The organism is Paenibacillus sp. A3M_27_13 (assembly GCF_024213315.1).
Taxonomy (GTDB): Bacteria; Bacillota; Bacilli; order Paenibacillales; family Paenibacillaceae; genus Paenibacillus; species Paenibacillus polymyxa_B.
In genome coordinates this window covers 268,720-294,699 of the sequence record NZ_JANAVE010000006.1, presented here as the reverse complement: position 1 = coordinate 294,699, position 25,980 = coordinate 268,720, and the positions used below count along the sequence as shown (strand labels likewise).

Annotated in this window: 20 protein-coding genes and 3 pseudogenes; 21 read left to right on the top strand and 2 right to left on the bottom strand. The window is 40.6% G+C overall.

What is annotated here, in order from left to right:
* From NLX82_RS20480 to NLX82_RS20410, 18 genes and pseudogenes are all read left to right on the top strand, one after another.
* Window positions 1–2,361: type I polyketide synthase (locus tag NLX82_RS20480; protein WP_254348984.1), on the top strand; the 2,361-nt coding region annotated here is incomplete at its 5' end.
* Window positions 2,362–2,374: 13 nt separating this feature from the next.
* Window positions 2,375–2,698: pseudogene (locus NLX82_RS27955) on the top strand (acyl carrier protein); the annotation flags it as partial.
* A 282-nt stretch (window positions 2,699–2,980) separates the two neighbouring features.
* Window positions 2,981–4,795, top strand: a pseudogene (locus NLX82_RS27950) (type I polyketide synthase); the annotation flags it as partial.
* Window positions 4,796–5,011: 216 nt separating this feature from the next.
* Window positions 5,012–6,259, top strand: a complete 1,248-nt coding sequence (locus NLX82_RS27945) for an AfsA-related hotdog domain-containing protein (RefSeq protein WP_483312065.1) — start codon at window positions 5,012–5,014, stop codon at window positions 6,257–6,259.
* A 19-nt stretch (window positions 6,260–6,278) separates the two neighbouring features.
* Window positions 6,279–6,959, top strand: coding sequence for an HAD family hydrolase (locus NLX82_RS20470; protein WP_254348982.1), 681 nt, complete (start codon window positions 6,279–6,281; stop codon window positions 6,957–6,959).
* 661 nt (window positions 6,960–7,620) lie between these two features.
* The gene (gene cysK / locus NLX82_RS20465) at window positions 7,621–8,553 is read left to right on the top strand and encodes a cysteine synthase A (protein ID WP_254348981.1); all 933 of its coding nucleotides are present in this window, start codon (window positions 7,621–7,623) and stop codon (window positions 8,551–8,553) included.
* Window positions 8,554–9,607: 1,054 nt separating this feature from the next.
* The gene (locus NLX82_RS20460) at window positions 9,608–9,868 is read left to right on the top strand and encodes a PqqD family protein (protein WP_302055915.1); all 261 of its coding nucleotides are present in this window, start codon (window positions 9,608–9,610) and stop codon (window positions 9,866–9,868) included.
* 139 nt (window positions 9,869–10,007) lie between these two features.
* Window positions 10,008–10,919: a radical SAM protein gene (locus NLX82_RS20455; protein WP_254348979.1), complete on the top strand. Its 912-nt coding sequence runs from the start codon at window positions 10,008–10,010 to the stop codon at window positions 10,917–10,919.
* A complete protein-coding gene (locus tag NLX82_RS20450; RefSeq protein WP_254348978.1) occupies window positions 10,916–12,190 on the top strand; it encodes a B12-binding domain-containing radical SAM protein in 1,275 nt (424 codons plus the stop codon). Before NLX82_RS20455 ends, NLX82_RS20450 begins: the two co-directional genes overlap by 4 nt.
* Window positions 12,174–13,016 (top strand): Gfo/Idh/MocA family oxidoreductase, encoded by an 843-nt coding sequence (locus NLX82_RS20445; protein ID WP_254348977.1) that lies wholly within the window; start codon window positions 12,174–12,176, stop codon window positions 13,014–13,016. The genes NLX82_RS20450 and NLX82_RS20445 overlap by 17 nt, the downstream gene beginning before the upstream one ends.
* A 266-nt stretch (window positions 13,017–13,282) precedes the next feature.
* Window positions 13,283–14,446, top strand: coding sequence for an MFS transporter (locus tag NLX82_RS20440; protein ID WP_254348976.1), 1,164 nt, complete (start codon window positions 13,283–13,285; stop codon window positions 14,444–14,446).
* A gap of 433 nt (window positions 14,447–14,879) precedes the next feature.
* On the top strand, window positions 14,880–15,017 hold the full coding sequence (locus NLX82_RS27825; RefSeq protein WP_367995891.1) for a stalk domain-containing protein: 138 nt from the start codon (window positions 14,880–14,882) through the stop codon (window positions 15,015–15,017).
* 809 nt (window positions 15,018–15,826) lie between these two features.
* Window positions 15,827–15,967 carry a hypothetical protein gene (locus tag NLX82_RS20435; protein ID WP_254348975.1) on the top strand — a complete coding sequence of 47 codons (141 nt, stop codon included), beginning with the start codon at window positions 15,827–15,829 and terminating at the stop codon, window positions 15,965–15,967.
* A 484-nt stretch (window positions 15,968–16,451) separates the two neighbouring features.
* The gene (locus NLX82_RS20430; protein WP_254348974.1) at window positions 16,452–17,204 is read left to right on the top strand and encodes a GIY-YIG nuclease family protein; all 753 of its coding nucleotides are present in this window, start codon (window positions 16,452–16,454) and stop codon (window positions 17,202–17,204) included.
* Between the two features lie 178 nt (window positions 17,205–17,382).
* Entirely contained in the window at window positions 17,383–18,057 is a 675-nt protein-coding gene (locus NLX82_RS20425; RefSeq protein ID WP_254348973.1) for a copper amine oxidase N-terminal domain-containing protein, read from the top strand.
* Window positions 18,058–18,092: 35 nt separating this feature from the next.
* Window positions 18,093–18,293, top strand: a complete 201-nt coding sequence (locus tag NLX82_RS20420) for a hypothetical protein (RefSeq protein ID WP_254348972.1) — start codon at window positions 18,093–18,095, stop codon at window positions 18,291–18,293.
* Between the two features lie 216 nt (window positions 18,294–18,509).
* Window positions 18,510–18,719 (top strand): annotated as a pseudogene (locus NLX82_RS20415) (transcriptional regulator); the annotation flags it as partial.
* 29 nt (window positions 18,720–18,748) lie between these two features.
* The gene (locus NLX82_RS20410) at window positions 18,749–20,281 is read left to right on the top strand and encodes a tetratricopeptide repeat protein (protein ID WP_254348971.1); all 1,533 of its coding nucleotides are present in this window, start codon (window positions 18,749–18,751) and stop codon (window positions 20,279–20,281) included.
* Window positions 20,282–21,230: 949 nt separating this feature from the next.
* On the opposite strand, the gene NLX82_RS20405 is transcribed toward NLX82_RS20410, so the two are convergent.
* Window positions 21,231–21,584: a hypothetical protein gene (locus NLX82_RS20405; protein ID WP_254348970.1), complete on the bottom strand. Its 354-nt coding sequence runs from the start codon at window positions 21,582–21,584 to the stop codon at window positions 21,231–21,233.
* On the bottom strand, window positions 21,560–21,802 hold the full coding sequence (locus NLX82_RS20400; protein WP_254348969.1) for a hypothetical protein: 243 nt from the start codon (window positions 21,800–21,802) through the stop codon (window positions 21,560–21,562). The genes NLX82_RS20405 and NLX82_RS20400 overlap by 25 nt, the downstream gene beginning before the upstream one ends.
* Before the next feature lie 839 nt (window positions 21,803–22,641).
* Here NLX82_RS20400 and NLX82_RS20395 point away from each other — a divergent pair.
* From NLX82_RS20395 to NLX82_RS20385, 3 genes are read left to right on the top strand one after another with little or no spacing between them, the layout of a single operon-like run.
* Window positions 22,642–23,730: a Wadjet anti-phage system protein JetD domain-containing protein gene (locus NLX82_RS20395; protein WP_254348968.1), complete on the top strand. Its 1,089-nt coding sequence runs from the start codon at window positions 22,642–22,644 to the stop codon at window positions 23,728–23,730.
* A complete protein-coding gene (locus tag NLX82_RS20390) occupies window positions 23,720–25,282 on the top strand; it encodes a hypothetical protein (protein ID WP_254348967.1) in 1,563 nt (520 codons plus the stop codon). Before NLX82_RS20395 ends, NLX82_RS20390 begins: the two co-directional genes overlap by 11 nt.
* Window positions 25,263–25,973: a DUF6063 family protein gene (locus NLX82_RS20385; RefSeq protein ID WP_254348966.1), complete on the top strand. Its 711-nt coding sequence runs from the start codon at window positions 25,263–25,265 to the stop codon at window positions 25,971–25,973. Before NLX82_RS20390 ends, NLX82_RS20385 begins: the two co-directional genes overlap by 20 nt.
* The last annotated feature ends 7 nt before the right edge of the window (window positions 25,974–25,980 follow it).

The window sequence follows — 25,980 nt, the reverse complement described above, 5'->3', positions numbered from 1 at the left end:
GAGCGAGAGCAGGTGAAACTGGAAGCGATACGCGGACGTTGCGGTCGGAAGGTGAGCAAAGAGGCGTGCTATGCGGCTCTGGAGGAGGTGGGTCTTTGCTACGGAGCGAGCATGCGGTCGGTCGTAGCGGTGTGGACAGGAGTGGACGAAGGGCTGGCGGAGCTGAGGCTGCCGGAGGCGGCGGAAAGTAGCTGGGGGGAGTATGTACTGCATCCGGGACTGCTGGACGGAGCGCTGCAGAGCTGCATGGGATTGGCGCTGGGCGAGGAAGATCAGCGGGTAATGTTGCCCTTTGCGCTGGAGAGCCTGGAGGTGCACGGGGAGCTGAGCAAACGGATGTGGGCGTGGATCCGGCGCCGGAAAGGAGGAGGCGGCACCGGGAAGCTGGACATCGACCTGTGCGAGGAAGGTGGTCGGGTCTGTGTCCGGTTGTCCGGATTGATGGTACGGGCCGTGGAGCGCTTGATCGGAATGGAGACACCCAAAATGCTTCCTGCCTCGGATAAGCTGGGCCTTAGGAAGCGCGAATGCGACGGTGATCCGCTCTTTCCGCAGACGAAAGACGCTGTTCACTCAGTGGGAGCACTTCTGCTGGCGCCCAGTTGGAGTGAATGCCCAGAAGAGCCGGTTGGAGCTGTTCCGCCTTTCATCAAGCATGTGGTACTACTTGGAATGGAGAACGAGGCTATATACGAAGATTTTAAGCAATGCCTAGATACATTGCCATCCACCGAGGTGCTGAATTTGGGCTTCAACCGGGAGCCGAACGGAGCCGATGAATGCTTCAGCGAAGCGGCTACCCAGACATTCCGAAAGCTCCAAAGCATTATTCAAGATAAGCCGTGCGGCAAAGTGCTAATTCAACTAGCGATACCAAATTGCGGAGAACAGCGCCTATTGGCAGGATTAACGGGAATGCTGCAAACAGCCGTTTCGGAAAATCCCCAGCTGGTTGGACAGCTCATCGAAACCGCATCTGACGATAGCGCTGCAGAATTACTCCGCAAATTGCAGGAAAGCGCGACTCGGCCAGATATGAAGCATATCCGTTATGATGCCGATAAATGCCGGATGCTGGAATGGCATATGCTGGTGCAGCGCAGGGAAGAATGTCCTGCGTTGCCCTGCAAAGATAACGGAATCTATTTAATTACAGGCGGCGCGGGCGGCCTCGGGAGGATTATGGTCCACGAAATATCCCGTACCTGGAGGGGGACGACGCTGATCCTTACCGGCCGTTCTGCGATAGCACAGGGGGATCTGGACAAGCTGAGGCTGTCCTTAAATGAGGATACCCGCGTTGAGTATATTTCTATCGATGTAGCCGACCGTGAAGCGACTGCCGCAATGATTCATGATATTCGCATCCGCCACGGCGCTCTTCATGGCATCATTCACAGTGCCGGTATACACCGCGACAATTTCATAATAAAGAAAACGGAAGATGAACTGCATGCTGTGTTGGCATCGAAGGTGCGTGGTCTGGTGAATCTTGATCAGGCAAGTAAAAGTATACCATTGGATTTCGTTCTGCTATTCTCTTCGTTGGCGGGAGCGTTTGGAAATGCCGGTCAAGCCGACTATGCAGCAGCTAATGGGTTCATGGACGCTTATGCAGCCTACAGAAACGAACTGACAACGCTGGGACAACGGCATGGCCGTACCTTGAGCATCAATTGGCCGCTGTGGAGGGACGGCGGTATGCAGGTGGATATGCCTACAGAGCAGCTTATGCTGCAGCGTCTTGGGATGCTGCCGCTAGAGACGGCAACGGGGATGTGGGCTTTGGGGCAATGTTGGGCAGCCGGCCAATCGCAAGCCTTGGTCATGGAGGGGGACATGATCCGGTTGAAGCAACTCTGGGTGGTGTCGCGGCCTCAATTGCTGGATTCGCCGGCATGCGGCGACAGCGCCGGCAAAGGTTTAGATCGTGCGATCCGGGAGGTGCTGGCTGTGTTGCTTGAAACAGCATCGGCGCTGCTTGCGGTTAAGGGTGATTCCATTGATCCCCAGGGTGAATGGAGCGAATACGGATTTGATTACGCGTTGTTTCACCGGTTTGCCGAGCTTCTAAATGAACAATACGGGTTGGATCTCTCGCCAGAAGTATTCTATGAGCATCCTTCGTTGTACAGTCTGACGCTTTACCTGGTAAATGTGAAGCAGCCGGCGGAGGCGGCGTACGAAGAAATGCGCGTTTCTACCGTGAATTTGGATGTGGACAGTGCTGGACATTCCACTGATGTGACAGGACCGGAAAACGATAAGCAGGGCGAAAATGACTACTTGCAGCTTGTTGATCGGATTGTGCAGGGAGAACTGACGGAAGAGCAACTACTCCGGATTTTGGGTGCAAACTGAAAGGAGAGAAGGCATGGAATCTCGTATATACAGCCGCATTAGGGACGGGAGCTTGAGCCGTGAAGAAGCAGCGCAGCAATTGAAGATGATCGGAGAAGCCTATAGTGCCGCAGCAGGCGGAGATAGCCAATTAATTGAAGCTGTGCAACGGCTGCTTTCAATGCTGATTTGCGATTTACTCAAGATCGTAGAGGAGTCGTTTGATGGACAAAACGAACTGAGTGAATATGGCTTTGACTCTGTGAGCTTCACCCTGCTTGCCAATCGTATCAACGATGAGTATGGGTTGCAGTTGAGTCCCACGTTGTTTTTTGAGCAGACGAATCTGGACAGTCTCGTTCAATATCTGGTTCAGGAACATCGGGTGAAGCTTACCGCAAAACATATCACTGGAGCAGGGAACGCAGTTTCACCGGAGAATCCGGCGAAACTGCAAGATAAACCCGAGAAGAACCTGACGGACTGTTCAGTCTCTCTAAAGCCGGGAAGTGCACGCTTTCTGCAGGAAGAGATGCTTGCTGGACAAGCATCTCCTCCTATGTCCAGGGATTCGGCCGCAAAGCGGGCTGGACGGCATGAGACTTCGCCGCAGCTTCGGACGCAGGCTACTGTGCAACAGGAACCGATTGCCATTATCGGAATGAGCGGCAGGTTTCCGATGGCTGATAACCTGGAGCAATTTTGGGATAATCTCGTTTCCGGCAAGGACTGCATATCCGAAATTCCCAAAGACCGTTGGGATTGGCGGGAAATATACGGCGATCCCCTCACGGAGGTCAATAAAACCAACGTGAAATGGGGCGGATTTATCGAGGGTGTGGATGAATTTGATCCCGCATTTTTCGGCATTGTTCCCCATGAAGCGGAACTCATGGACCCTCAGCAACGGCTTTTAATGATGTATGTTTGGAAGGCGCTTGAAGATGCCGGTTATGCTGCGAGTAGTATCGCCGGCACCGATACGGCGATTTTTGTGGGAACAGCGGGCAGCGGATACAGCAATTTGGTCTCCAGAGCAGGCTTACCCATCGAAGGTTATACATTCAGTGGGATCGTGCCGTCAATGGGACCTAACCGGATGAGCTACTTTCTAGACATCCATGGACCGAGCGAGCCCGTGGAAACCGCATGTTCCAGTTCGCTCATTGCCATCCACCGCGCCGTCTGCGCGTTGGAGAACGGCAGTTGCAGCATGGCCATCGTTGGAGGCGTCAATACACTGATTGCTCCCGATGCCCATATCGGCTTTAATAAGGCAGGAATGCTGGCTCAGGACGGGCGCTGCAAAACATTTTCAAGCGCTGCCAACGGTTATGTGCGCGGAGAAGGGATTGGGATGCTGGTGCTCAAGAGGCTGCGAGCCGCCGAACAGGCCGGTGACTCGATCTACGCGGTCATCCGGTCGTCGGCCGAGAATCACGGAGGGCGCGCCAACTCCCTAACGGCACCCAATCCGAATGCGCAAGCCGCGCTGCTGCAGACAGCCTACCGCCGAGCCGGAATTGATCCGCGGACCGTCGGATATATCGAAGCCCATGGCACAGGCACCGAGCTTGGTGATCCCATTGAAATCAACGGGCTGAAGGCGGCGTTTAAAGCGCTTTACGAGGAGACTGGTGATCCGCATATTCGTGAAGCCCATTGCGGCCTGGGTTCGGTGAAATCGAACATCGGCCACCTTGAGCTTGCCGCGGGCATCGCGGGAGTCATCAAGACAGTGCTCCAATTGAAGCATCAAACATTGGTGAAAAGCCTGCATTGCGATCCGGTGAATTCGCACATCCGTCTGGAGAATACCCCGTTTTATATTGTGCGGGAGACCGTCGAATGGAAAGCACCGGAGGATGAGCACGGACACCTGCTTCCACGACGAGCCGGGGTCAGTTCTTTCGGTTTCGGAGGAGCTAACGCCCATGTGGTGATCGAGGAGTACCGTGACGAACGACCTTCAGACACGGAACAACATTTTGCTGCTTGCAATCCCTTGCTGTTTGTATGGTCAGCGAAAACGGAAGACCGGTTATTGGCCATTGTCCAGCAATGGCTTGCCGAAATTCGTGCCCAGCGTTTTGACGAAAGGGAACTGGCAGATATCGCCTACACGCTTCAAACTGGACGCGAGGCGCTGGAAGAACGCTTGGCGTTCACGGCTGGCAGCCTTCAGGAGCTGGAGTTCAAACTGGAAGGGTTCATGCAGGGAAGGACTGATATTTTCCGCGGAAGAGCAAACCGGGGGCACGAGACGGCAACGCTGTTTAAGGATGAAGATATGCGGCAGGTGCTGGAGATTTGGATGGCCAAAGGCAAATACTCGCAGCTGTTAGATCTATGGGTAAAGGGGGTGACATTGGACTGGAGCAGGCTGTATACGGGGGCGCAGCCGCGGCGACGCAGCCTACCGACGTACCCCTTTGCCCCTGAAAGGTACTGGGTGGCGGACCTCTCTGCTCCATTGACAACATTATTGACCAGAATCCGGCCTCAACATTCCATAACAGAGGAAGCGGCCCTGGCTGTGGCAGATAATTCCGATGAAGATGACATCTCGCCACTTATTGCCAATATCGTAGCCGCTGCGACGGGTTATCTTGCCGCAGAGATTTCTTTCGACCGTCCTTTGGCACAGCTTAGCTCGGATTCTATTGTGATAATGAAAATTGTGCGGGCTATCGCGACATCGTTTCATGAATGGAATACGCCGGAAGCAGGGAATGAACTGCTCAAGCTTTTCCTTGAGGAAGAGATAACCGTACGTCGTTTGGCCGGTCATATCTGGAATAAGCGGAGGGTTTCAAGGGCTGCCGCATTGCCGGAATGCTGGGATCAGAAGACTATACAGGCTGTGTATGGTGGGCAGAAGGAGATTGCCCAAAATCTTCTTTGCGACAAGGTCCGCATTACTTCAGATGATCCGTTTACCATGACTGGAACTTTAATTGTCGACGAAACGCATCCTTTCTTTTTTGATCATCCGCTTGATCATATCTCCGGGCTGCAGTTGGCTGAGGCGATGGGACAATTGGCTAAAACCGGGCAACTGCTCAGGTTGGGACTGGACCCGAAAGAACCGGTTTTTGTGTATGAGGCTCAGCTTGCATTTCATGATTATTGCCATAAAGCGAATAAAGCTGTTGTTCATGCGGTCGCTCCGCCGGCCGGCGGAGCTGAAGTGGATCTCGGCTGCTACAAAACAGAAATTATACAGGAGGGACGTCTGGTCGCCAGCGGGACATATAAAATTAAGCATTTGTTGCCGCCTGAGCGAGATGCAGCATCCAGCTGGACACATGACACTTCTCTGTCTTTGCCTGTATCTAAGGAGCTTGTAAATAAACGACTACACATTAATGTAATGATCAGCGGAGCGGAGAGCAGCAAGGATCGCGAAAGTTTAGAGTGCCGATTGTGCATCGATCCTGAAAACCCCTATTTCAGCGATTTTCCGGGAGTCTGGCATGACACAGTCGTATTGCTGGAGGCATGCCGCCAAAGCTTGCGGGTGTTCGGTTATGCCCAGAACGGATCGGACCAGCGTCCGTTAAGCGGACTGCTCCCGGTGTTGAAAACGATGAATATTAAGCTAACGCGGCCTATTCTGCGGACAGCGGAAGTGGTCTTACACAGTGAGCGCCATGAAGCTTTTCAGGTTGGAGACAACCATATGCTGCAGCTCCAAGGGCTGATTATGTCAGACGGTGCCAAAGCCGGAAGCTATGAAATACAATCCCTGTTGCTGGCCGAGGAGTTTCTCGCCGGCTTGCGAGAAGGACAGCTCCGTGAAGCTGCTTCACCGCCAACCAAAAAGAAAAAATCACAGAAGCAGGCTCCCGCCGATGTAAAAGATTTAGAAGCTACAACCGCAGGGCAGCCCCCGGAACAAGAAATACTGCAAAAATAAATGCAAAGGAGACTGAGCTATGAATACAATTCGACTGATTGCATGTGATGTGGATGGCATCCTGCTGACCGACACATTCAGTCCAGTGCTGAAATCCTTGGTAAAGAAGGCGGGAATGCCCTATACCCGCGAAATCGAGAGAAATGTTTTTTCGCGGCAGCGTTCGGAAGCGGTCGCCTACTTGAAACAACTGTTCCGGGTAAGCTCTAGCGAAGCCGACTCGCTCCGGGATTTTTTCGGGGAACGGGATAACTATATGGCAAATCATGATTCGGGACTTATTGACGGTGCCCTTGCGTTTCTGAATCTGCTCTCCACGCAGAATGTAAGGCTAGTTTGTTACGGCGGATTGGCGGAAGAGAAACTCCTGAGCCATTATGAGTATTGCAAGCCTTTTTTTGAAACGTATATATGTACTAACGATTTTCGGCCGGGGATCAAAGAGATTACCCGCGACATTTATGGACTGGAATACCATGAGGTGTTGTTCATCGACGATGTGAACACGGTGGCCGAGGTCGCTAAATCGTTGAATGCGCCCTTCATTGGTGTGCCATCGACCTCTTTTCAGTATGAGGATATGAAGCAGACCGGGGTGAAATACTTGTTGAATTCGCTTAAGGGAATTGACGCAGAGCTGCTGGAGAGAATCGACCTGGAAGCCGCCGAACAAGCCGTCTGGTCGAATCATGCGCAGTAATTCTACGGAAATCGCGGAAAGCAGGTGGCAGCGTGGCGGAAATTTCCAAGCTGGATATGATTTTGATCGATTTTGACGGCACCATATCCCCAAATGCCGTATGCCTCATACTATAGAGCCCCCATGATTTTTATTAACCGATATACTGAACTTCCTATGGAAGAATTATCTGGACTCTTTAAAAAAACGATCTGTTTTCTACGGACTGTTCGATGCACCTCTTATTTTCTTCCGTGGGGCTTTAAAGCCTGTTACAGGACTTTTATCGCAAAGTTATCGCCTTGGAGGAATACGGGGGATGCCGAGCGAAATTGAAAAAAGCTTTTTTCCTTTTTGGACTTCTACGAGCATAAAAGCATGGCTTACCGCATACTCTCCTCCGCACGACGGACGGTTATAAGATTTGCCCTGCTGAACGGAAGGATCGGTCCGTACCATATTTACGACTTGTAGGGAAGCCAAAATCCAGTTCCGTCAAGTGTTTGATGCGTTGATCGATTACACGATTCGGCTAATTAACGTCATTGCTTGATGTCTGACCCGAATTTGCTGTATATCAGATGGAGCCAGAGGGAAAATAAGGTATTGTGGAGAGGGAAATTCTGTGATAGCATCAATATTATAGTAAATAGGTAGGAATTAATAGTTTGGAGGGATTAATTTGGCTAAAATTTATCAGAATCTGACAGATCTCATCGGAAACACCCCTTTACTGGCATTAACGAACTACAGCCAAACCCAAGATATTGAGGCAAATTTGATTGCTAAGCTGGAATATTTTAATCCCGCCGGCAGTGTAAAGGACCGCATCGGTTATGCGATGATCAAAGACGCCGAAGATAGAGGACTAATCAATAAAGGCTCTGTCATTATCGAGCCGACCAGCGGCAATACCGGAATTGGGCTGGCTTTCGCCGCTGCGGCTCTTGGATATAAACTGATCATTACGCTTCCCGAAACATTCAGTATCGAACGCCGTAAGCTTCTGCTTGCGCTTGGTGCCGAATTGGTGTTAACCCCAGGAGCGGAAGGCATGAGAGGCGCGATTAAACGTGCGGAGGAACTGGCTGCCGAGAACCCAAACTCCTTTATTCCGCAGCAATTCAAGAATCCTACCAATCCGGAGATCCACCGTAAAACTACAGCGGAGGAAGTATGGCGTGATACCGACGGCGAAGTGGACATTTTTATTGCAGGCGTCGGCACCGGCGGAACGGTCTCAGGCGTCGGCCAAGTGCTGAAAGAGCGCAAACCTTCGGTCAAGATCATCGCCGTGGAACCGTTCGATTCACCGGTGCTTTCCGGCGGATCGCCTGGATCGCACCATATTCAGGGAATCGGAGCAGGCTTCGTTCCGGATAACTACAACAGTGAATATGTGGATGAAGTGTTCAAAGTCAAGAATGAGGATGCTTTTGCAACAGCACGGCTACTGGCCAGAAGTGAAGGACTGCTTGTCGGTATCTCTTCCGGAGCTGTGGCCTATGCGGCGACGCAAATTGCGAAGCTTCCTGAGAATAAAGGCAAAAACATTGTCGTGCTCTTGGCAGACACAGGTGAACGTTACTTGTCTACTCCGTTGTTTGACTTTTGAAATAAAGAAAGTGCCAAAAAGACACTTATGATTAGATCTGAGCTATGACCTACGAGAAGGACATTTTGAAAAAGAGCCCCTTGTGGGTCATTTGTGTTTTAATCAAGGTATGAGGTGGGCTAAACGAGTTACGGCAACAGATGATGATATTAGAGAAAGAAGAGGACTAGAAGGAACAAAGCAAGGAAACGTGTCGATGAGATGATTCAACTTTTAAGCTTGCGGTAAGATATACTGGAACAATTCGATGATAATTTGTTCAATGCGTTGGTGGAGAAAATTACAATTCTCTCACCAGCGCATTTTGTTTTTGCCTTGAAAAGTGGAATGAGTATACACGAAAACATTTAAGCTTAAATAGTACATAGTAATTAAATTTGTAGACTAAAGAACTCATAGCTAAAACGATAAATGAGCTAACAAAAGCTCTTGATTGCATGACGTGAAGATTCAATCGCGTCCCGTCTTTTACCCCTCCCCATATAGATGGATTGTTTGTAATAGACGATATCCTCGTTTTGGTTGGTTTTAAATTGATTGATTTGAGTGAATAGATTGTTGTCCTCTGATGAACATGAAGCTTGTTGTTCTAAGTCATAAAATCGTTGGCGTAACACTTCTTGAAACCAATCTGGCCAATTTGTGACATAGCATATTTCCCTTTCGTGATTTGAGTGTGTGTATGTGTAGTCCCTTCAAAAAATGATAGATATAAATATTTTCCATATTTATTTAGAATAATATAAATGCACACAGAGAATCTAAAAAGCACGAATAATTCTTTTGTAATGGAAGTTATTTGAATTAAAACATTTTCACATTGTATAATCTTATCTTTGAACATAGCCAACTTGTATTGTCTGTACAAATTGAAACAACTATCAATAAAAAATGTTCGGAAATGTGAGTAAAATCATATATTGGATTTGATTGTAAATGTTATTTTGTTTATGGATACATATTCTATTGATAGAAGGTGATTTATATTATTCAAGAAAAAGTAATATTTAGTTGTAATAGGTCATTAATTGGTAGAGTTATTGACAATACTTTTATGGTTTTTGACACAAATAGCGGAAGTACTTTTGAAATGGATATGGTCGCCTACGATATTTATTCATTTTTTAAGGATAAGCCTCAATCTATCGAAGAACTCTATACTTTTTTATTACAAGAATATGCAGTTACAAAGGATGAAATTACTGAAGATGTAGAGATATTACTTAACAGGTTTCTTGAGGCGAAAATATTAGAAGTTTGCAAAGGAGGTGATAAACATGAAAGTATGGAGCAAACCAACTGTCAAAGAGCGTAATTATATGTTACATTGCTAAGCGAACAAGTGGGTTTAAAGGGATTTCCTTTGAACCCACTTGTTTTATGAAATTATAAGATCAAGATCATACTAACAGTCTTTATAAATGTCTTAAGAAAGAAGGTGCATTAAATTGATATTGTCTGCACATATTGGTTTGAGTTTTGACTGCAATTTGAAATGCAAGCATTGTTTTGTTAATAAAGAAGAAGATAATGCCACTAATATAAAAAAATTGAAAGATTTTATTCCTGAGTTGGTCGAAGAGGGGCTTTTTTATTTATATTACACTTACGGGGAACCATTATTGTGTCCAGATTTTTTTGAATTCGTAAAATATATAAAAAAATTTCCGATTTATCAAATTTTAATGAGTAATGGTACATTAATTGATAAAGAAATGGCAATTAAAATCGATCAATCCTCTATAAAGAAATGCATGATTAGTGTTGATAGTATTAGCCCTGAGAAACATGATGAAAATAGAGGGGAAAAAGGAGCATGGGAAAAAGCAATAAATGGAATAAGAAATATGAGGAGATTTGCACCAAGTGTAAATGTTGGAATTGCTACTACGGTAACTAAGGAGAATGAAAATGAACTTAAAGAACTTCTTGATCTAGCAATAAAAGAGAATGTTTCTGATATTAGCTTTTTAGCGGAAAGGAAAGGAGAAAAAATACTTCATCACAGCCTTGACTCCCATTATTCTGAAATATATAGAAATTTTGTTATGTTTAATGATGTTCAAAATATTAATCTTTTCTTTCATGATTTGAGTTTATTGAAAGTAACAAGACAGTTATTCCAAGAAAAAAAAATATCAGAAAAAAATTATGAAAAGTTTACACATATGAATAGATGCCAATGCAATACTAATATCAGTATTTCACCAAAAGGTGATGTATATGTTTGCAACTTTATGAATGGAAATTTATTGGGGAACATTCATAAAGATAGTACAGCTTTTATTTTATCAAAACATAAGAAATGTAAAAATACTTGCAAAGTTTCAAATTTACCAATCAAAAAGAAGGAGGTATATTCATGAAAAAAGTAGATGTGCTTTTTATTCACCCACGAAACTGCTACAATAACTATCTTATGTTACCATCTCTAGAGTTGTGTATGATGAGTAGTATACTCAACGAACGAGGTTTTTCTAATTATTTAATAGACTGCATGATTAATAACATAGACTCGATTCAATTATATAATCATATCAAAGAGTTTAGTCCTAAAATTATCTGCATTGAAGGCACAGCGATTAATCACATTGAAGCAATTAAAGCAGCACAACTAGCTAAAAAAGAGTTCCCTAAAAGTATAGTTTGCATTAGAGGTGAAGTAGCTTCATTTATTCCTGAAAAAATACTTAATAAACATTCATGTATTGATATAGTTTTAAGAATGGAAAATGACTTTACATTGGTACATCTTTTGACTTATCTAAATAATGAAAATGAAATTGATTCTATACCTAATATTTCCTATAGATTTGATGAAAATGTTGTCAATAATCCTCTTGTAACTGAAGTTTCAGATTTAAATATACTACCCACTCATAACAGAGAGCTGTACGACTTAAAGAAATACTATAATAGAGATTCTGAAACAATAGTTCGGTCATCAAGGGGGTGCCCAAGTAACTGTGCTTTTTGTGTTCGAACTAAATTATCTAAATTCCGTCTGTTTAATATTGATCGTTTCTGTGATGAAATAGAGTTTTTACTCAAAAAAGGATTCAAAAGTTTTTTCTTTTCAGACGATACATTTGCTTTTTCACAAAGACGAATAGATGATTTTCTTGATGAAGTCAAAAAAAGAAAACTAGATATTCGATTCACATCAAATTTAAGGATAAGAGATATTTCCGAAAGTAGGATACTTTCTTTAAAGGAAGCAGGGGCCTATAGAGTTTTTGTAGGAATTGAAACCATAAATAGCTCATCTTCTGAAAAAATTAAAAAAAACTTATCACGTGAGTTTATAGAAGAAAAGATAGCAATTCTAAAGAAACATAAACTAGAGTATCATGCTTCTTTTATTCTTGGCAGTCCTGGGGACACAGAAGAGGATCTTATAGAAACGATAAAATTTGTTAAAAAAATTCAGCCGACATTAGTAACTTTTAATCAATTAAGATTATTTCCTGGTACACCCATATATGAAGATCCAGAAAAATATGAAATAATTTACGAGGATAAAGATTGGTTTGAAAATGAAGAATGGATTAGTAGACCACTTATAGGGACAAAACAAATTCCTCCTTCTAAGATGGATTATTGGTCCAGAAGAATGTTATATGAATTTATTAATTGATAGTCACTTTAAAATTGCTGTTTTTGGAACTGGTATAAGCGCTGAACGATTTCTTAGTTCCTTTTTATTTTTAAATGCAGAAATTACTCTTGTGACTAGGCAAATCAACGAAAAAAGTAAAAGTCTTGCTTGTAAATATAATGTTAATTTATTATTGGATAGCCAAGTAGAGTTGATTTCCAATTATGATATTTTAATTTTTTCTCTTCCCATTGAACCTAAATTAAATCTCATCAATAGTATATTAGAAAAATCATTTAGTAGTAAGTATTTTGTCATAGAAAAGCCGTTCACTAATAATTACAATGAGGCGGTTAAGCTACATAATCTATTAATTAGTAGAGGAATAAATTATGTAGTTCCATACACAAGGATCTTTGATCCGCAATATGCTAAATTTATGGACTTGTCATTATCAAATTATATTCAAATAGAATGGTATAATCTCGTGAATATTAGTATATTTGATGGATTGCCACATATTTTAAATTATATTTTAAACCTTACACAAAAGAAAATCTACCTGAGTGACTGTTTTTATAATCATGGGAAATTAGAATCTTTTATATTGAAAGGACTTAGTATAACTATAGAGGTGAAAATTCAAGAAACATTAATTGAAAATAATGATGGGCTTTTAAGTGAGAATAAATGGATAGAATTAAATGGAGTGATTCTTCCTTTTCCTAATTTTATTCAAGCGAATATATGTATGTTACAGTATTTATTGCAATGCCATGACAATATAGAGGTGCATCATAAAAATAATCTTGAGACAGTACTACTTACAGAGAAAATAAGTAATTACAAATTAAACATAAAATAAAATAATATTTTGACATTTATTTTCCTAATGATTGCTTTTTTCTCAAGCGGCTCTACTTATTGTAATCCAATAACAAGGTGCTTTGCTGTCACCGTTTAGGGTTCTACTTCTCTTTATTAAGCAAAGTAGCAAAGGGCTTTCAAGATACTTACTTTGGCTCAGAAAAGTTCTCTCGTTAAGACGATAAATTATACGTAAAACGATTACTTTAAAGGTATACTCTGATTTCATAAAAGAATATTATTTTTTTGAAAGAGGCCAAAGTAATGAAAAAAATTACAATTGAGAAGCAGATTATCTTTTCGGAAGTGTTAACTTCACAAAACTTAATTCTCTCTATTCGAACTGCTTATATGCTTTCGTTTTTGATTACCGTACAAGAATTATCTTTATTGAAGACTATTTTTTCTTTTTCGATATTTTTACTTGAGATACCTACAGGACTTTTAGCTGATCGTTTTGGAAATAGAAGAAGCTCAATTGTTGGAATAGCATTTTTCTCTATTCACGCTTTATTTTATGTTCTATTTCCTGATTTTACAGGATTAATTCTTACTAACATATTTTTGGCAGTATCAGCAGCATGTTTATCTGGTTCTAAAAATAGTTATTATAAGGCGCTATGTGAAAAGTATGATTTAAAAATTGAGGATTTGAAAAAAAAAATACAGTTTTCACAAAATTTTTTCAATGTTATTTTTACTTTAGTAAGCGGACTTTTGTTTGCGTTAAATCCTTCAATAAATTTTTATGTTACTTTTGCTTTTGGAGCTATAGCTACAGTCCTTTTTATTGGTTTACCAAAGATTGATTGTAATAACAATGTTGATAGAATGAGTCTTGTACTAAAAAATACAATTTCAATTATTTTTACGAGTAGAATTCGCTTAACAGAGTTGCTATTTTTCAGTGTAGGATCTTCATTTTTGATTTTCAATTTTGAATATTATCAATTCTTCTTCCAAGAGTATAAGGTGCCAGTGGAATTGTACGGAATGGTATATGCTTTTTTTCCTCTTTTATCAAATATCGGTGTCTATGTTTATAAGTTTAAAAAATTGGATTATTTACCTATATTTATTTTACCTTTTTCATTATTATTTATGATTTTTAATCACCCAACGATATTCTTTATATCTATAATATTCCAACAAATTATTTTTTCCTATATCTTATTCAGATTTGAAATATTCATCATTGAATCCGCAAATAATTTAGACTATATGAGCACATATCAATCGTCAATGAGTTTTATTCAAAATATTATAAAATGTAGTTTGTTTTTAATACTAAGTTTTTTGTTGAATTATATATCATTAAATTATATATATGTTATTTTATCTATTATTACATTATTCATATCACTTTCTTGTTATTTACTTTTGAAGAAAGAAAGAATACTAGTAGAACAAGTGAATATTGGAAAGTGACTATTACAAGTTAAGGTTGGTCTTGAATTCTAGTTAATATTACAAACGGGCTAATCTTCCATTATACTAAACGAAGAGATCGACCATCACGATCTGATTGATATAGGACTGATGTGGGACTCGTTGACTCGAGGCGGCGACTGCAACGTGTGGGGTATGGCATGACCGGAATTTGGTCGTTCTTGAAGTAGGATTCGATTTGTGAACTGGCTTTAATGGGCAGGAAGTATGGGTTATCCACGTTCGATCAATGAATGATACACGTTCCACAAGGCCCGCCTTCAGGCTAGCAAGATTGTGAAAGGGCTGAGCTTTATGTGCTGTATAATATCTTTTGTATATAATTGGATGTGAGATGCGTGTAAAGGAGCTATCACTGGAACGATTGGTCTAACTAAAGATAAATATAAGGTAACTTTAAGCTGGCAGTAAAATGATATTCTATAATGGTAAGTCTTATACGTTTAGTGCAGCTCCAAAAGTTATTAACGGAATTACATACATTCCAGTGCAATCCATTAAAGGTTTGAGTGCAACAATGAAATCGGATTCGAGCAAAAGTACATTTTGATTTTGTGACATCAAAGTATTAGTAAGAACATATGAATTGGTTTTGGAATTGTTATTTAATTTAAGAACTAGGGCGTGTCTTCAAACTTAAGCAAGCTACACTACAATGGATGCCAAGGTTAAAAACGCCTTGAACGTACACGCTAATTTATCATAGCGAGTCGCCAGACGACGGTGGTTTTTTACTTTATTAAAGAAACATTCTACTAAGTGACGTTCTTTGTAGATGTCCGATCATATTTCGGGGGCACTTGGCGGTTTTTCTTACCTGGAATCACGGGGATGGCCCGCTGTTCTTCCATAAAAAGCCCGGATTGCATTCGTATCTTAATGGTTTTAACCAATATATTCCTACTTAAACACTTTGAAGACACGCTCTAGTAATACATAGATTATCATTATGCTAAATAAATTTTCGAGATATACATGGTATATTTGTTAGCCTTATCGACTATATTTTATATTGAATCGTCCGGTATAAAACTGTTTAACAAATAGGTCGCCTGACTCAAGGTGACCTATTTGTGTATTTCCAAGTTCAAAAATCCATTATAGTTTGATCCATTAAAGTATATTTGTCTAAAGTTTTACTATGCTGTTATGCTCTATATTAGCTCGTACAGTCTAGTCATTGGCTCTGTTCTAGGGGAGGTATTATTTTATATAGCAATTCAGCATACCAGCCGTGATATAGTGTAGTTATTCAACCGATAAGGGAGATTAAATTATGGCAGCAGACATAATTCCGTTCCCGCTTGGGGGGGAGAAAAGCCCCAAAATAATGATCCCATTGTAGAAGCAATTGTTTCTATGGAAAAAGGGCTTGGTGTTACCATCTTAGACTATTTGGGCTTTACTGGAGATCCGGATGAAACACAAAGAATTGTACAACGGAATATGAATCGTGAAACGTTGGTGATTCGTACCAAACTTATTTATCTGGACGAATAGTAACTATCTATGTCTCTGCTAAACTACGAAAGTCATGTTCAACAGAATTTTGTGGGAAAAAGGGAATTGATGAGGACTCGTTGAAGCTACTCCGCGTAGTTGGACAATCTTCTAGCAGAGAATAGAGTTAAAAAGCACAAATAAGGCCGTCAGGCGTTCCCCGCAGCCCACTTTCTATTGGATTAGGTTGTACTTCTCGTTACCAACTTAAGTGACACGCTATCTTATATGTATGACGGTGAGTGCTATAACTGCGCTCTACAGCAACTCAATGTCCTCATGATGTTGTGTAATTGTGTGGCCCTTTCCCGGGTGGCTATTAGCAGTATAATCAATCATTACAATTACTATACGCCAATAAGAGTTTTACATATAAGTATAAAACATCTTAGAGTTACACAAGTGTAAAGAGGTAATTAAAACTTGAAAAGGGTAACTCTAAAAAAGTAGCCCGGTAGCACTAAATTACTTAGGAGGTAGCCCAATGGATAGTTGCGAGTCTAGTTCAGAATATAGTTATGCGGAGTATGATACAGAGTATAAGTCACTTCAAAAATATCATTCCGAAAATCCTTTTGTCCGTAATCTAATTACAGAACGCTTATACGAATTGCGAATATTGCTCAAACAGCATATAACAAGGGAAAAACAGGATTATACTGTATATGCATTGAAACTAGAACATGATTGTTTTTATGTTGGAACCTCCACCCAAATAGATAAGAGGATTAAAAATCACTGGAAAGGGAAGGGGGCTGTTTGGACTCAACTTCATCGTCCGAAGGAGTTAGTTCGTAAGCTGCCTCTCGGAGTTTGTGATTTCCCAACGGCCGAGCATGCGGAAAATTTGATGACCATAGAATTTATGCGCCTTTATGGATGGAATCGAGTTCGTGGCGGTTTTTTTTGTCAAACTGATGAAAATAGCACTTTACACGCCCTTCAGGCACACGTTGAGCGGTTTAATATTGATTTTTTACCTTCAATTAAGCAGCAGCTACCGGTGTCCAAAAAAACGAAATGGCGCCAAGTTAATGTTGAGTGCTCCATTGCTTCATATTGTGGAAATGTACTGGGTCGAATGACGTTGGAACAAATACAATCAGTTACAGTAAATGAGTTGTATACTGATTGGCTACAGCGATTGGAGAGACGGTATGGCCAACAGTACGTTAATTATGATGATGCTTGTCAGAAGTTCGAGACTCTCTTACAAAAACGTTTGAAAAATAAATGATTCTTCTTAACGTTTATTCCCTATATTCGGGATGAAAAGGGCATCCCTTGATTGACTACATGGAAAATACGATTTACTTAGTAGTTTTCCATCTTCAATACATCCATTTTAATGAGCCATTCTTCTAGGTCGTAGAGAGATTTGTTTTTGAAACTTCTTATGTAGAGGTATCGAATTGATGAAAAAGAGCTTATTTGTATGTAGCTTATTATTAAGCTTGGCAATGCTAACCGCAACGGGTGCAATGGCAGCTTCAAGTCAGGAAGAACTTTCTTTAAATATTAATGGTAGCGTGGCCAATGGGCAGAATCCCATTGTCATAGACAATGTAACATTAGTTCCAATACGAACAGTTTCACTTATTCCAAATCTAAAAGTGGACTGGGACAACAAAACCAAGACGGTTACAGTAACCGATTCAGATACGAAAAATAAACTGAAACTAACTGTGGGTAGTAATAGTGCGTATGTCAACGATAAGAAGGTTTCTGTCGGGATAAATCCTACTGTTAAAGAAGGTGCTGTATATGTACCTTTTCGTTTTATAGGGAAAGCATTAAATGCAAAAGTACTGTGGAATCCTGATACCAAAACAGTTGTTATTTATAAGCCTAGTCAAACTCTACTCCAACGCTTTGCCAGCAATAAACTAGAAGAATCCAGAAACGCATCTATCCAATTACCAAGGATTTCTCTACATGAGGAACTCGCCAGCACTGAAGAAGGAGGGGATGGAGGAACTTATTACTCCCCCAACAAACAGAGCAACAACTTTATTTATGCCTATAGAGGAATAGCACAATATGCTGTGGTTATAGATGGGGCTGTTGGGTTAAATGGGAAGGCCAAATAAGCACGAGTAAACCCAACAAGAGTGTGATTCCAAATGTGCTCCAAGTAAATAATAAGGAATGGGGAGATCGACCAATCTTCACAGGAAAAATAGATTTCTTTAAGGACTTGTGGAAAACAGAGCAAGTTAAATTTGGAACATTCGATGAAAATGGCAAAATCATCTATGAAGGCAAAAAAGCTCTTCCTAATGAAGGGAAAGACATTATTGCAACAATACCTGCGGAACAGCAATAATAATGAATTGATTTGGACAGAATTGTCCGACTCTGTTAGTTACAAATAAACATCCCGCTGCATAATACAAGCAGGGTGTTTTCGCGTTTACAGAAAGACCCTTATAAAAAACTTTCACGTAGATGCGCAAAAAGATATTGACAATCACTGATCATTGAACAAAAATGGTAAATGATTGTAGAATATTGGTATTTTTATGTGGAGGGTGGGTTTGATATGAAACATACACCTACAATTTGAGCAGAATTAAATAGATATCTAAAACAAGGGAGTGAACCAACACAATTTGTGCAGATCAAGAATGAATATGGGAATAGTAATGCTGTTGTGATAGGAAATAAGAATATGTCTGTTAACCAGTTTGACCTAATAACTGAGGCTATGGGTTTACCGGAGACCTACTTTTACGACTTTTTTAATGTAAATAACCCAACCATGATTAGTGAGGGAATGTAATGAATGAGGATCATAATAAACTAATTGAACAACAAGGTATTGGCATCATTACATGGAAATCTGCAGCTTATGGATTTCTGATGCGGAACATACAGCACCATGATAAAGGGGTCGATGCTGACCTAGAACTAACAAAATCAATTGGAAACTTTCCACCAGTTATTTCTATTCAGATTAAAGCGCGAACGAGATTTTACATAAACAAAAATAAGCAATTATGTATAACGGTAACTCAACAGAACCTGGATTATTGGAAAAGTTATGGTCGCCCAGTAATACTAATGGTTGTATGTATTACTTCAGATGGCGAACCCAGCATTTGCTGGAAAAGAGTGGATAACGAGACTGATACAACAATAAAAGTGGACACTCTTAATCTATTTTCAGAGGACTCCCTCAAAGAATTTACTAGAATTATTGAGATGTATTACGTTAACTTTTCATTGGCTATAAAAGTAAATACTGTTAGTAATGTATTGAGTGATGTTCATTCTACAATTGGTTCGATTCTAAATAATATTGAGAACGAATTAATTGAAGCTGAGAATCTTATTGAAGAGCACAAATATAATCAAGCAAAACTCGTTTATCGCCGAATTGCACCAGTATGTAAGAGTTCTTGTTTAGTTTGGTATAACTATGGTTTACTTTCTATTAATGATGAAACAATCCTCGAAATTATCCAACATATGTTGGATAATTTCCCTAAACGTTTCGAGACTTATGATCTTTTAGGTAATTACTTTGAGGCACGTGAAGATTTTAACCAAGCAAAAGAAATGTACGAAAAGGCATTGCAGATACATCCGTATTCTGCCGCTGTATTTAATAGCCTCGGGCTTATGTATTATCATCAGGGGCACTACGACGATGCAATAGATAAGTTCGTTGAAGCAATTGATAATGATGATGATAGTCAATCGGAAAATTATTTCTTTAATATCGCATTATGTCTAGCAGCAAAAAAGGAATATGAAATGGCCATAATTTGCTATGACATTTGTATTGAAATGAACCCTTATTTCTATGACGCATACAACAATAAAGGTTTATTACTTAAGGATTGTTGGCACATTTGGGAAGCACTTAAATGCTTTGATAAAGCAATTAAACTCAACCCCAATCATCCATACGCATTATTTAACTCGGCTTATTTGTTAAAAGACTTGGGATACAACGAAAGAGCAATACAACGATTTCATCAGATTTTAGAGTTTAATCCGGATTTTACTCACGCCTTTTATAATATTGCATTAATTTATTGTCGAACAAATAATTTTAATGAAGCAGCATTTTATTTTTGCAAAGCAATCTCATTCCTAGACTCGTTGAAAAGTTTAGAGGGGTTAATAGCATTTAATGATATGGGTTACGAGGTTTTTTATTTTATAATCATAGAAGTAAGTGATACTGATGTAAGAATAATATCCTGTGAGGCAAAGAAACATTTATCATTATTTGAGGGCATCCCTTTATACCGTGATTACATGAGAGATGTTCAACTTAATAAAGTTTATAATCCAATAAATTAATATTAAAACTTTTGAGACATTAATGGTATTAGTGAAAAAGAAACTGCTTCTAATACAAATGTAGACTGCGAAGGAATAGGGGTTCATTTACTCTAAACTATTGTCACTCAAAATAAAAAGTGATCTTTTGAATTTTGTTGATGGTTTAAATAGAAGCCTACTTATTAAACCAATGCATGGTACAAGAAAAGCCTCACTAAGTGCAATTGAAATAGACGAAAAGATTTGAAAGATGATCTCAACATGACGGTTTGCTCAACAATGTATCAGGAGTTCATTGAAGGGACTCGACATTTCCGTGAGCATTGTTTGGAAATGAAATAACAACTGTATTAATAGAAACCGAAGAGGTTGATTGGAGAAGCCTTAGGAATTGTAAATTCAGTATTTATAAATTACCAAATGATATTGAAAATAAAGCATTCAACTTCATACGAAAAATAAACTTAAAAATGGGTGTAGTTGATTTAAAGCAATCTGTTGATGGTGAGTACTTTGGGTTAGAAATAAATCCTTAAGGATGAGAGGTTTTTTGATTTCATTGCTAACTAAACAAAAAACTATCCACGACTGGCCACTCGGTATGAAAAAACAGCGAACATGTTCATGGCTTTTTTGACGCTGCTTTCTATTCGTTTAGTGATCAAACAGGGGTTGTCTTTTGGGCCATGAAATATCCCCTCCGTTCAACAAGATTAAATCCATCTTATCAGATGTCTTTATTTCTCTTGTCCACTAAAAGGGGATAGTACCAGTTTGAAAAGGCTTTTTGATTCCTGTCCTCACAAACTGCAGGGAATCTTGATCAGCTCCAACTACTTAAAAAGACGACTAACTTATATGATACAACAGAAGCCATTGTTGAATTGCAAATAACAGTCATAGGGTTACTAATTGTGATGGAGCTTCTTGAATCAACCGCTTACGTATGCAGGGCATCCAAAGCCAGCTATGTACAACGACCTTGTTCCGCTAATGGAACGCTTGCAACGTTGTACTTGTCCACCATAAGCATCTGAACCATTTCCGTCTGTACGGTGTCATTATCAATAACTTTCTCTACCCATCCGATATGGCAAATACGCGTGTCGTTATGAAAGAATGCATAATCATCTTTCTGCTGCTTTGTTCTGAAAAAAGTTAGCGTGTGATGGGGTATAAGCATATTTACCGCATATATCCAGAGCTCCGGCTTGATTTGCACACCATGCTTGAAACATATCACACCACGGGTTTCCGTCAAGCCCATACCACGCTCCGTATTTTGTCTTGTTTGAATCAGCCGGCGATTCGGTTGTGCCAATTTCTGCAGCTATAACCTCGACGAGTGCCGAGATACTGCATACCGTTATTCATCACCTCCTTGATATTCCTGGGTTTGCTCAGGTTGGTCTTCAGGGTCTTTGCCTCAGATAGTCCATTACTGGTGTCTACCAACAACCCTCGCTCGATAGCGTCCTCATCACTAATTATTTCGTATTCTTGCTTGTTTGTATTTGTTTCGTTTGTGATATCTGTCATTCATTATCCATCCTCACTTTGTCCTATTTCGAATTGCGATCACTATTACCATCACATTAGTGATAATTAAACCCGTCCAATGTTCCAAAAGCAATCTTGACTCACATTTAATGACGTAAATTTGAATCATGGAAAATCAAATAAGGAACGCACAGCAGCTTTTGAGCCTCGGTAAATCAGGTCGGCCAATGTGCCGGCCTTTTTACATGGTCCGCCCAGGCGCCAAGGGTAACGTTAACAGTAGAAATATTAATAGCCTGATCAGAATCCACGCGCGGTTCAATTCCGTATTGAATTCCTTCTACCTATTAATTCCAATCACTTTATTGTCGATATATACAGAATAAGGGGAAATTATTAATAGCTAGAAGACGGAGAAGAAAACAGAAAATCTCTATTGATGAGGCTATTGCAGGAATTATGCTAATAGCCCCGTTCTTCTTTATGTATTCAGTTACAGAATCAATCGGTGCTTCTGTTTTGCATCTTTTTTGGCAGTAGCAATAGTCATAGCATTTATTATCTATCGTCAAATGGTTGCTGCAACAAGGCTGCGTAACTCTGGGATTGCTATTTTTCTAAAGTTAGTCCGATTCAATCCTTATCGCAGTTCAGGATTACTGACTAATCTGATTCCTAGATTAATGAATAAAATTGTTATATCACGGTCGTTCCTAGAAACCAGATGAACATCGCGGAGATAATCGACATTTGACTATTTACCACGATAAGCGTTTTGGTATGGTTTTGCCATGAAGGGAGAAATATTGTATCTACTGCATTGTTAATGATTTTGAAACAAACAGAAGTACCTTGATTTCCATGAAGGAGAATCGCGATTGAAAAAGACTATAATAACATTCATTCGTAATTTAAAAGGAAAGCGCTTTGCTACTTATGATTTAGAGAAATATGTGTATCGATATCTCAAACAGGAATACCATGAACAAGGTGGTTACGACCGATTTCATGCCATCATGGAAGAGCTTGTATCCGAGAATAAAATTCAGCCAGTTATCGCTCGTAAAACAAACGGATTATTTCGCCCACTCTACAACTACTACCAGGTACGAGTAGAAGAAGCAACAGTGGATCCACAATTAGAACGTCGTCTTCTAACAAGCTTTCATCCCAAATTGACGATGACATTCTACTTAAAAGCGCCTGATCAATTTCAAGAGGACATGTTTTATTTGGAAGCGATTAATGCGTTTCTGCGAAGTGAAAGTCACAACAACCTCAGCTGCATTGTTTCGGTGAATGAACGGTCCTTTGAGTTGTTTGGTGATGAGAAATGGATGACAAGTAAAGCCGGGAGCGTATTGCTTAATCGCATCAAAATTGACTTGGACGTTTTCAACTGTTATCGGACCCCGGAGCCCTTTTTTTATGTTAAAAAAGAGTCAATGGAAAAGACGGTAGTGAACGCGTTGATTTTGGAGAACAAGGATACGTTCCATACACTTCGGTTGTTATTTAAAAATGGTATGAACTGTTGGTACGGTACTACATTCGATATGCTCATTTATGGCGAAGGCAAAAAGATAATAAGCAGCATCGAATTCATGGATGATATTGAGGAATGTCGAGACAAGACTATCCATGCTTATTATTTTGGTGATATTGACCCTGAAGGCATTTCTATCTTCTCCAGCCTACACAAAGTGGCCACAGTTGATATCTCGCCCTTTATTCCATTTTATGAGTCGTTAATAGCTAAATACCAAAATCGGAGCAAGCCGAAGCGTTCTAAGAAGCAAGAAAACGCCAAAGCCAATAATGAAGCATTTTTTAGTTTCATCGATAATGAAATGTGCTTAGAAATAAAAGGAATCGTTGATAGCGGCTGTTATCTGCCTCAAGAGGGATTAAACCGAAGTGATTTTTTGCGTCTGCATGGCGAGGAAGGGGAGTACCATGAATCTTGAACGCATATTGCAAGGCTTTGATGAACGGATGCGAAATATCGCCGTTTTTTCGTCCATCATCAACTTGCAAGGGAAAACGCGATACAGCGAATACCCGAACGAATCTGCTGGACTTGCGACGCTGCTATTCATACTCGATAACATGCTCTCCAACACACCAACAACGACCGAAAGTCTAACCATGTTTCTGCAAACCTTACTTTCGGAGCGATGTGATATTCACTTAAGCATTGAACAAGCAAGTGAGTACCGACTTGTCCTCGTGCGTGAGTTTTTGCGTAATGATGGAGCACCCCACAAGTTCTCTTACTATAGTTTTGAAGCGAAATCGGACGAGGTATATGCGTTTCACCTGATTGAATATGACAATCTGAGTATATCTGAACTGAAAGAAGATCGAAGCAACATCAAGCTAACAGACAAGGGACTTGAATTTCTGTTTAAGACGAAAGAAATGTACAACGAGCTGCAAATCTCCATCACACAACTTTACTTTAAACAACAGATGTTGAAAGGGCTTTTTAATGAAGCATTAAAGGCAGCTATCGATATGATTGGTCTCATTCAAAGTGAAAAGTCAAAGATGCGCTCTTTACGCTCGGATATTATGCGGGATGCGCTAGGTGTTTCGAAGCGGCAAGAGCTAGAACAACGCTTAAGCAGCGCACATGACAAGATGGAGCGCGAACGCGAAATGTTCCGTAGTTTAAAAGGGCTGGTAGATGAGAAGCTAACCAGTTACTACAACGGTGAACTGACTGAGAAAGAAGAAAAGGGACTCGATTTGATACATGAGATTCATCGCAAAATCCAAGATGCGATGTCCATTCACGAGTCGCTTTTTGAAGAGAAACAAAGGCTTCAGTACGCCATGACGAATGCACTTGAATCACTCATCTTACATGCGTTCTCTGTAAAGCTTAATTTCGAGCGAGAGGTCCTGCAAGAAGTGGTTCGAACCGGTTCGAACTTGGATGCGCTCAAACAAATCATTAACCCCCTTATGCCGCTTCGGATTCCATCCTATTTTAATCCTGCGGTCATTTTCTCCGAACAAAAACGGCAGGTGCGTAAACAGGAAAGGGAGATTGAAGTGCCAGTCGTGGATGAAGATTTGATTTTGCAGATTGAAATGGAAGAGAAAGAAAAAGAACGCTTACGTCTGGAACGAATTAGTCGCTACTTACGTATCGTACTTCTTCCGCTTCTGGAAAATGACAAAATTCATATTTCAACGGTTCTAGACAATTTAAAGGAAGAGAATGAGAAGTTCTATCAAGAGATAACAAACCAAGCACACTTTTGCTCGTTCCTTGTTGATCTTCACCAAAGTGATTACAACAAATTCGATAGAATCAAACAGGAGATCCAGGTGCATTTACCGACATTATCACGATGTTTGGCGCAACTGGTTGACGAATATCCAGATCTTCAACCACTCGGTCATTTTTCTTTTCGTCCGACCGACAATATAATTACATTCGATAATGGCTTCAAATTATCCGACTTCGTAGTAGAGCGGGGGGACCTATATGCTATATCAAAAAAGTGAGGTAGAAGATGCATTTAGCTTGTTTCTTCAACTAGTGAATGCCGGTAAGATTGATAAAAAAGACGTGGAATCTATTAAACTTTACCGCAATGATAACGTACAGCGGCTCCTGAGCGAAGTGTTTGAGCCGAAGGCCAATGTGAAAATATTTGAGTCCGAGAACAATATCTTTCTCGTTCCTCAACTGGATAACCATCTCCTAAGCTATTCCAATGCGGAACTGAAGAAACGACTCGGACTTGATTCGAACGAGCAAATCTACTTGTTCTACTTCTGTATCATTGTCCTCTTGTCGCAGTTCTTTAACAGTGAGGACCACACGCTTGCAGCAAATCAGTTTGTTCGAGTCGAAACCATCCAGAATATTATGAAAAAGCACATCTCCGAATTCCAGTCTTATTCCGAAATGCAGCTTGAAAATCAAACCATAAGGACTATGCTTGATATTACTGGCATTATTAACGCCTGGGGAGCATTGCCGGAATACAACGAAAAAGCCAAGAACATTCGCAATACCAAGAAGAATCAAATTGGGTTTATTCTGCACTGTTTGAAGTTTTTACAAGACGAAGACTTAATTATACTTCGAGAAGATAGTGAAGTTAGCATTACTGATAAAATGAACTTGCTTATTATCCGGTATTACTATCACACACAGCGTAAAGATCAACTGCTAACGCTATTCAAATAAGGGGGAA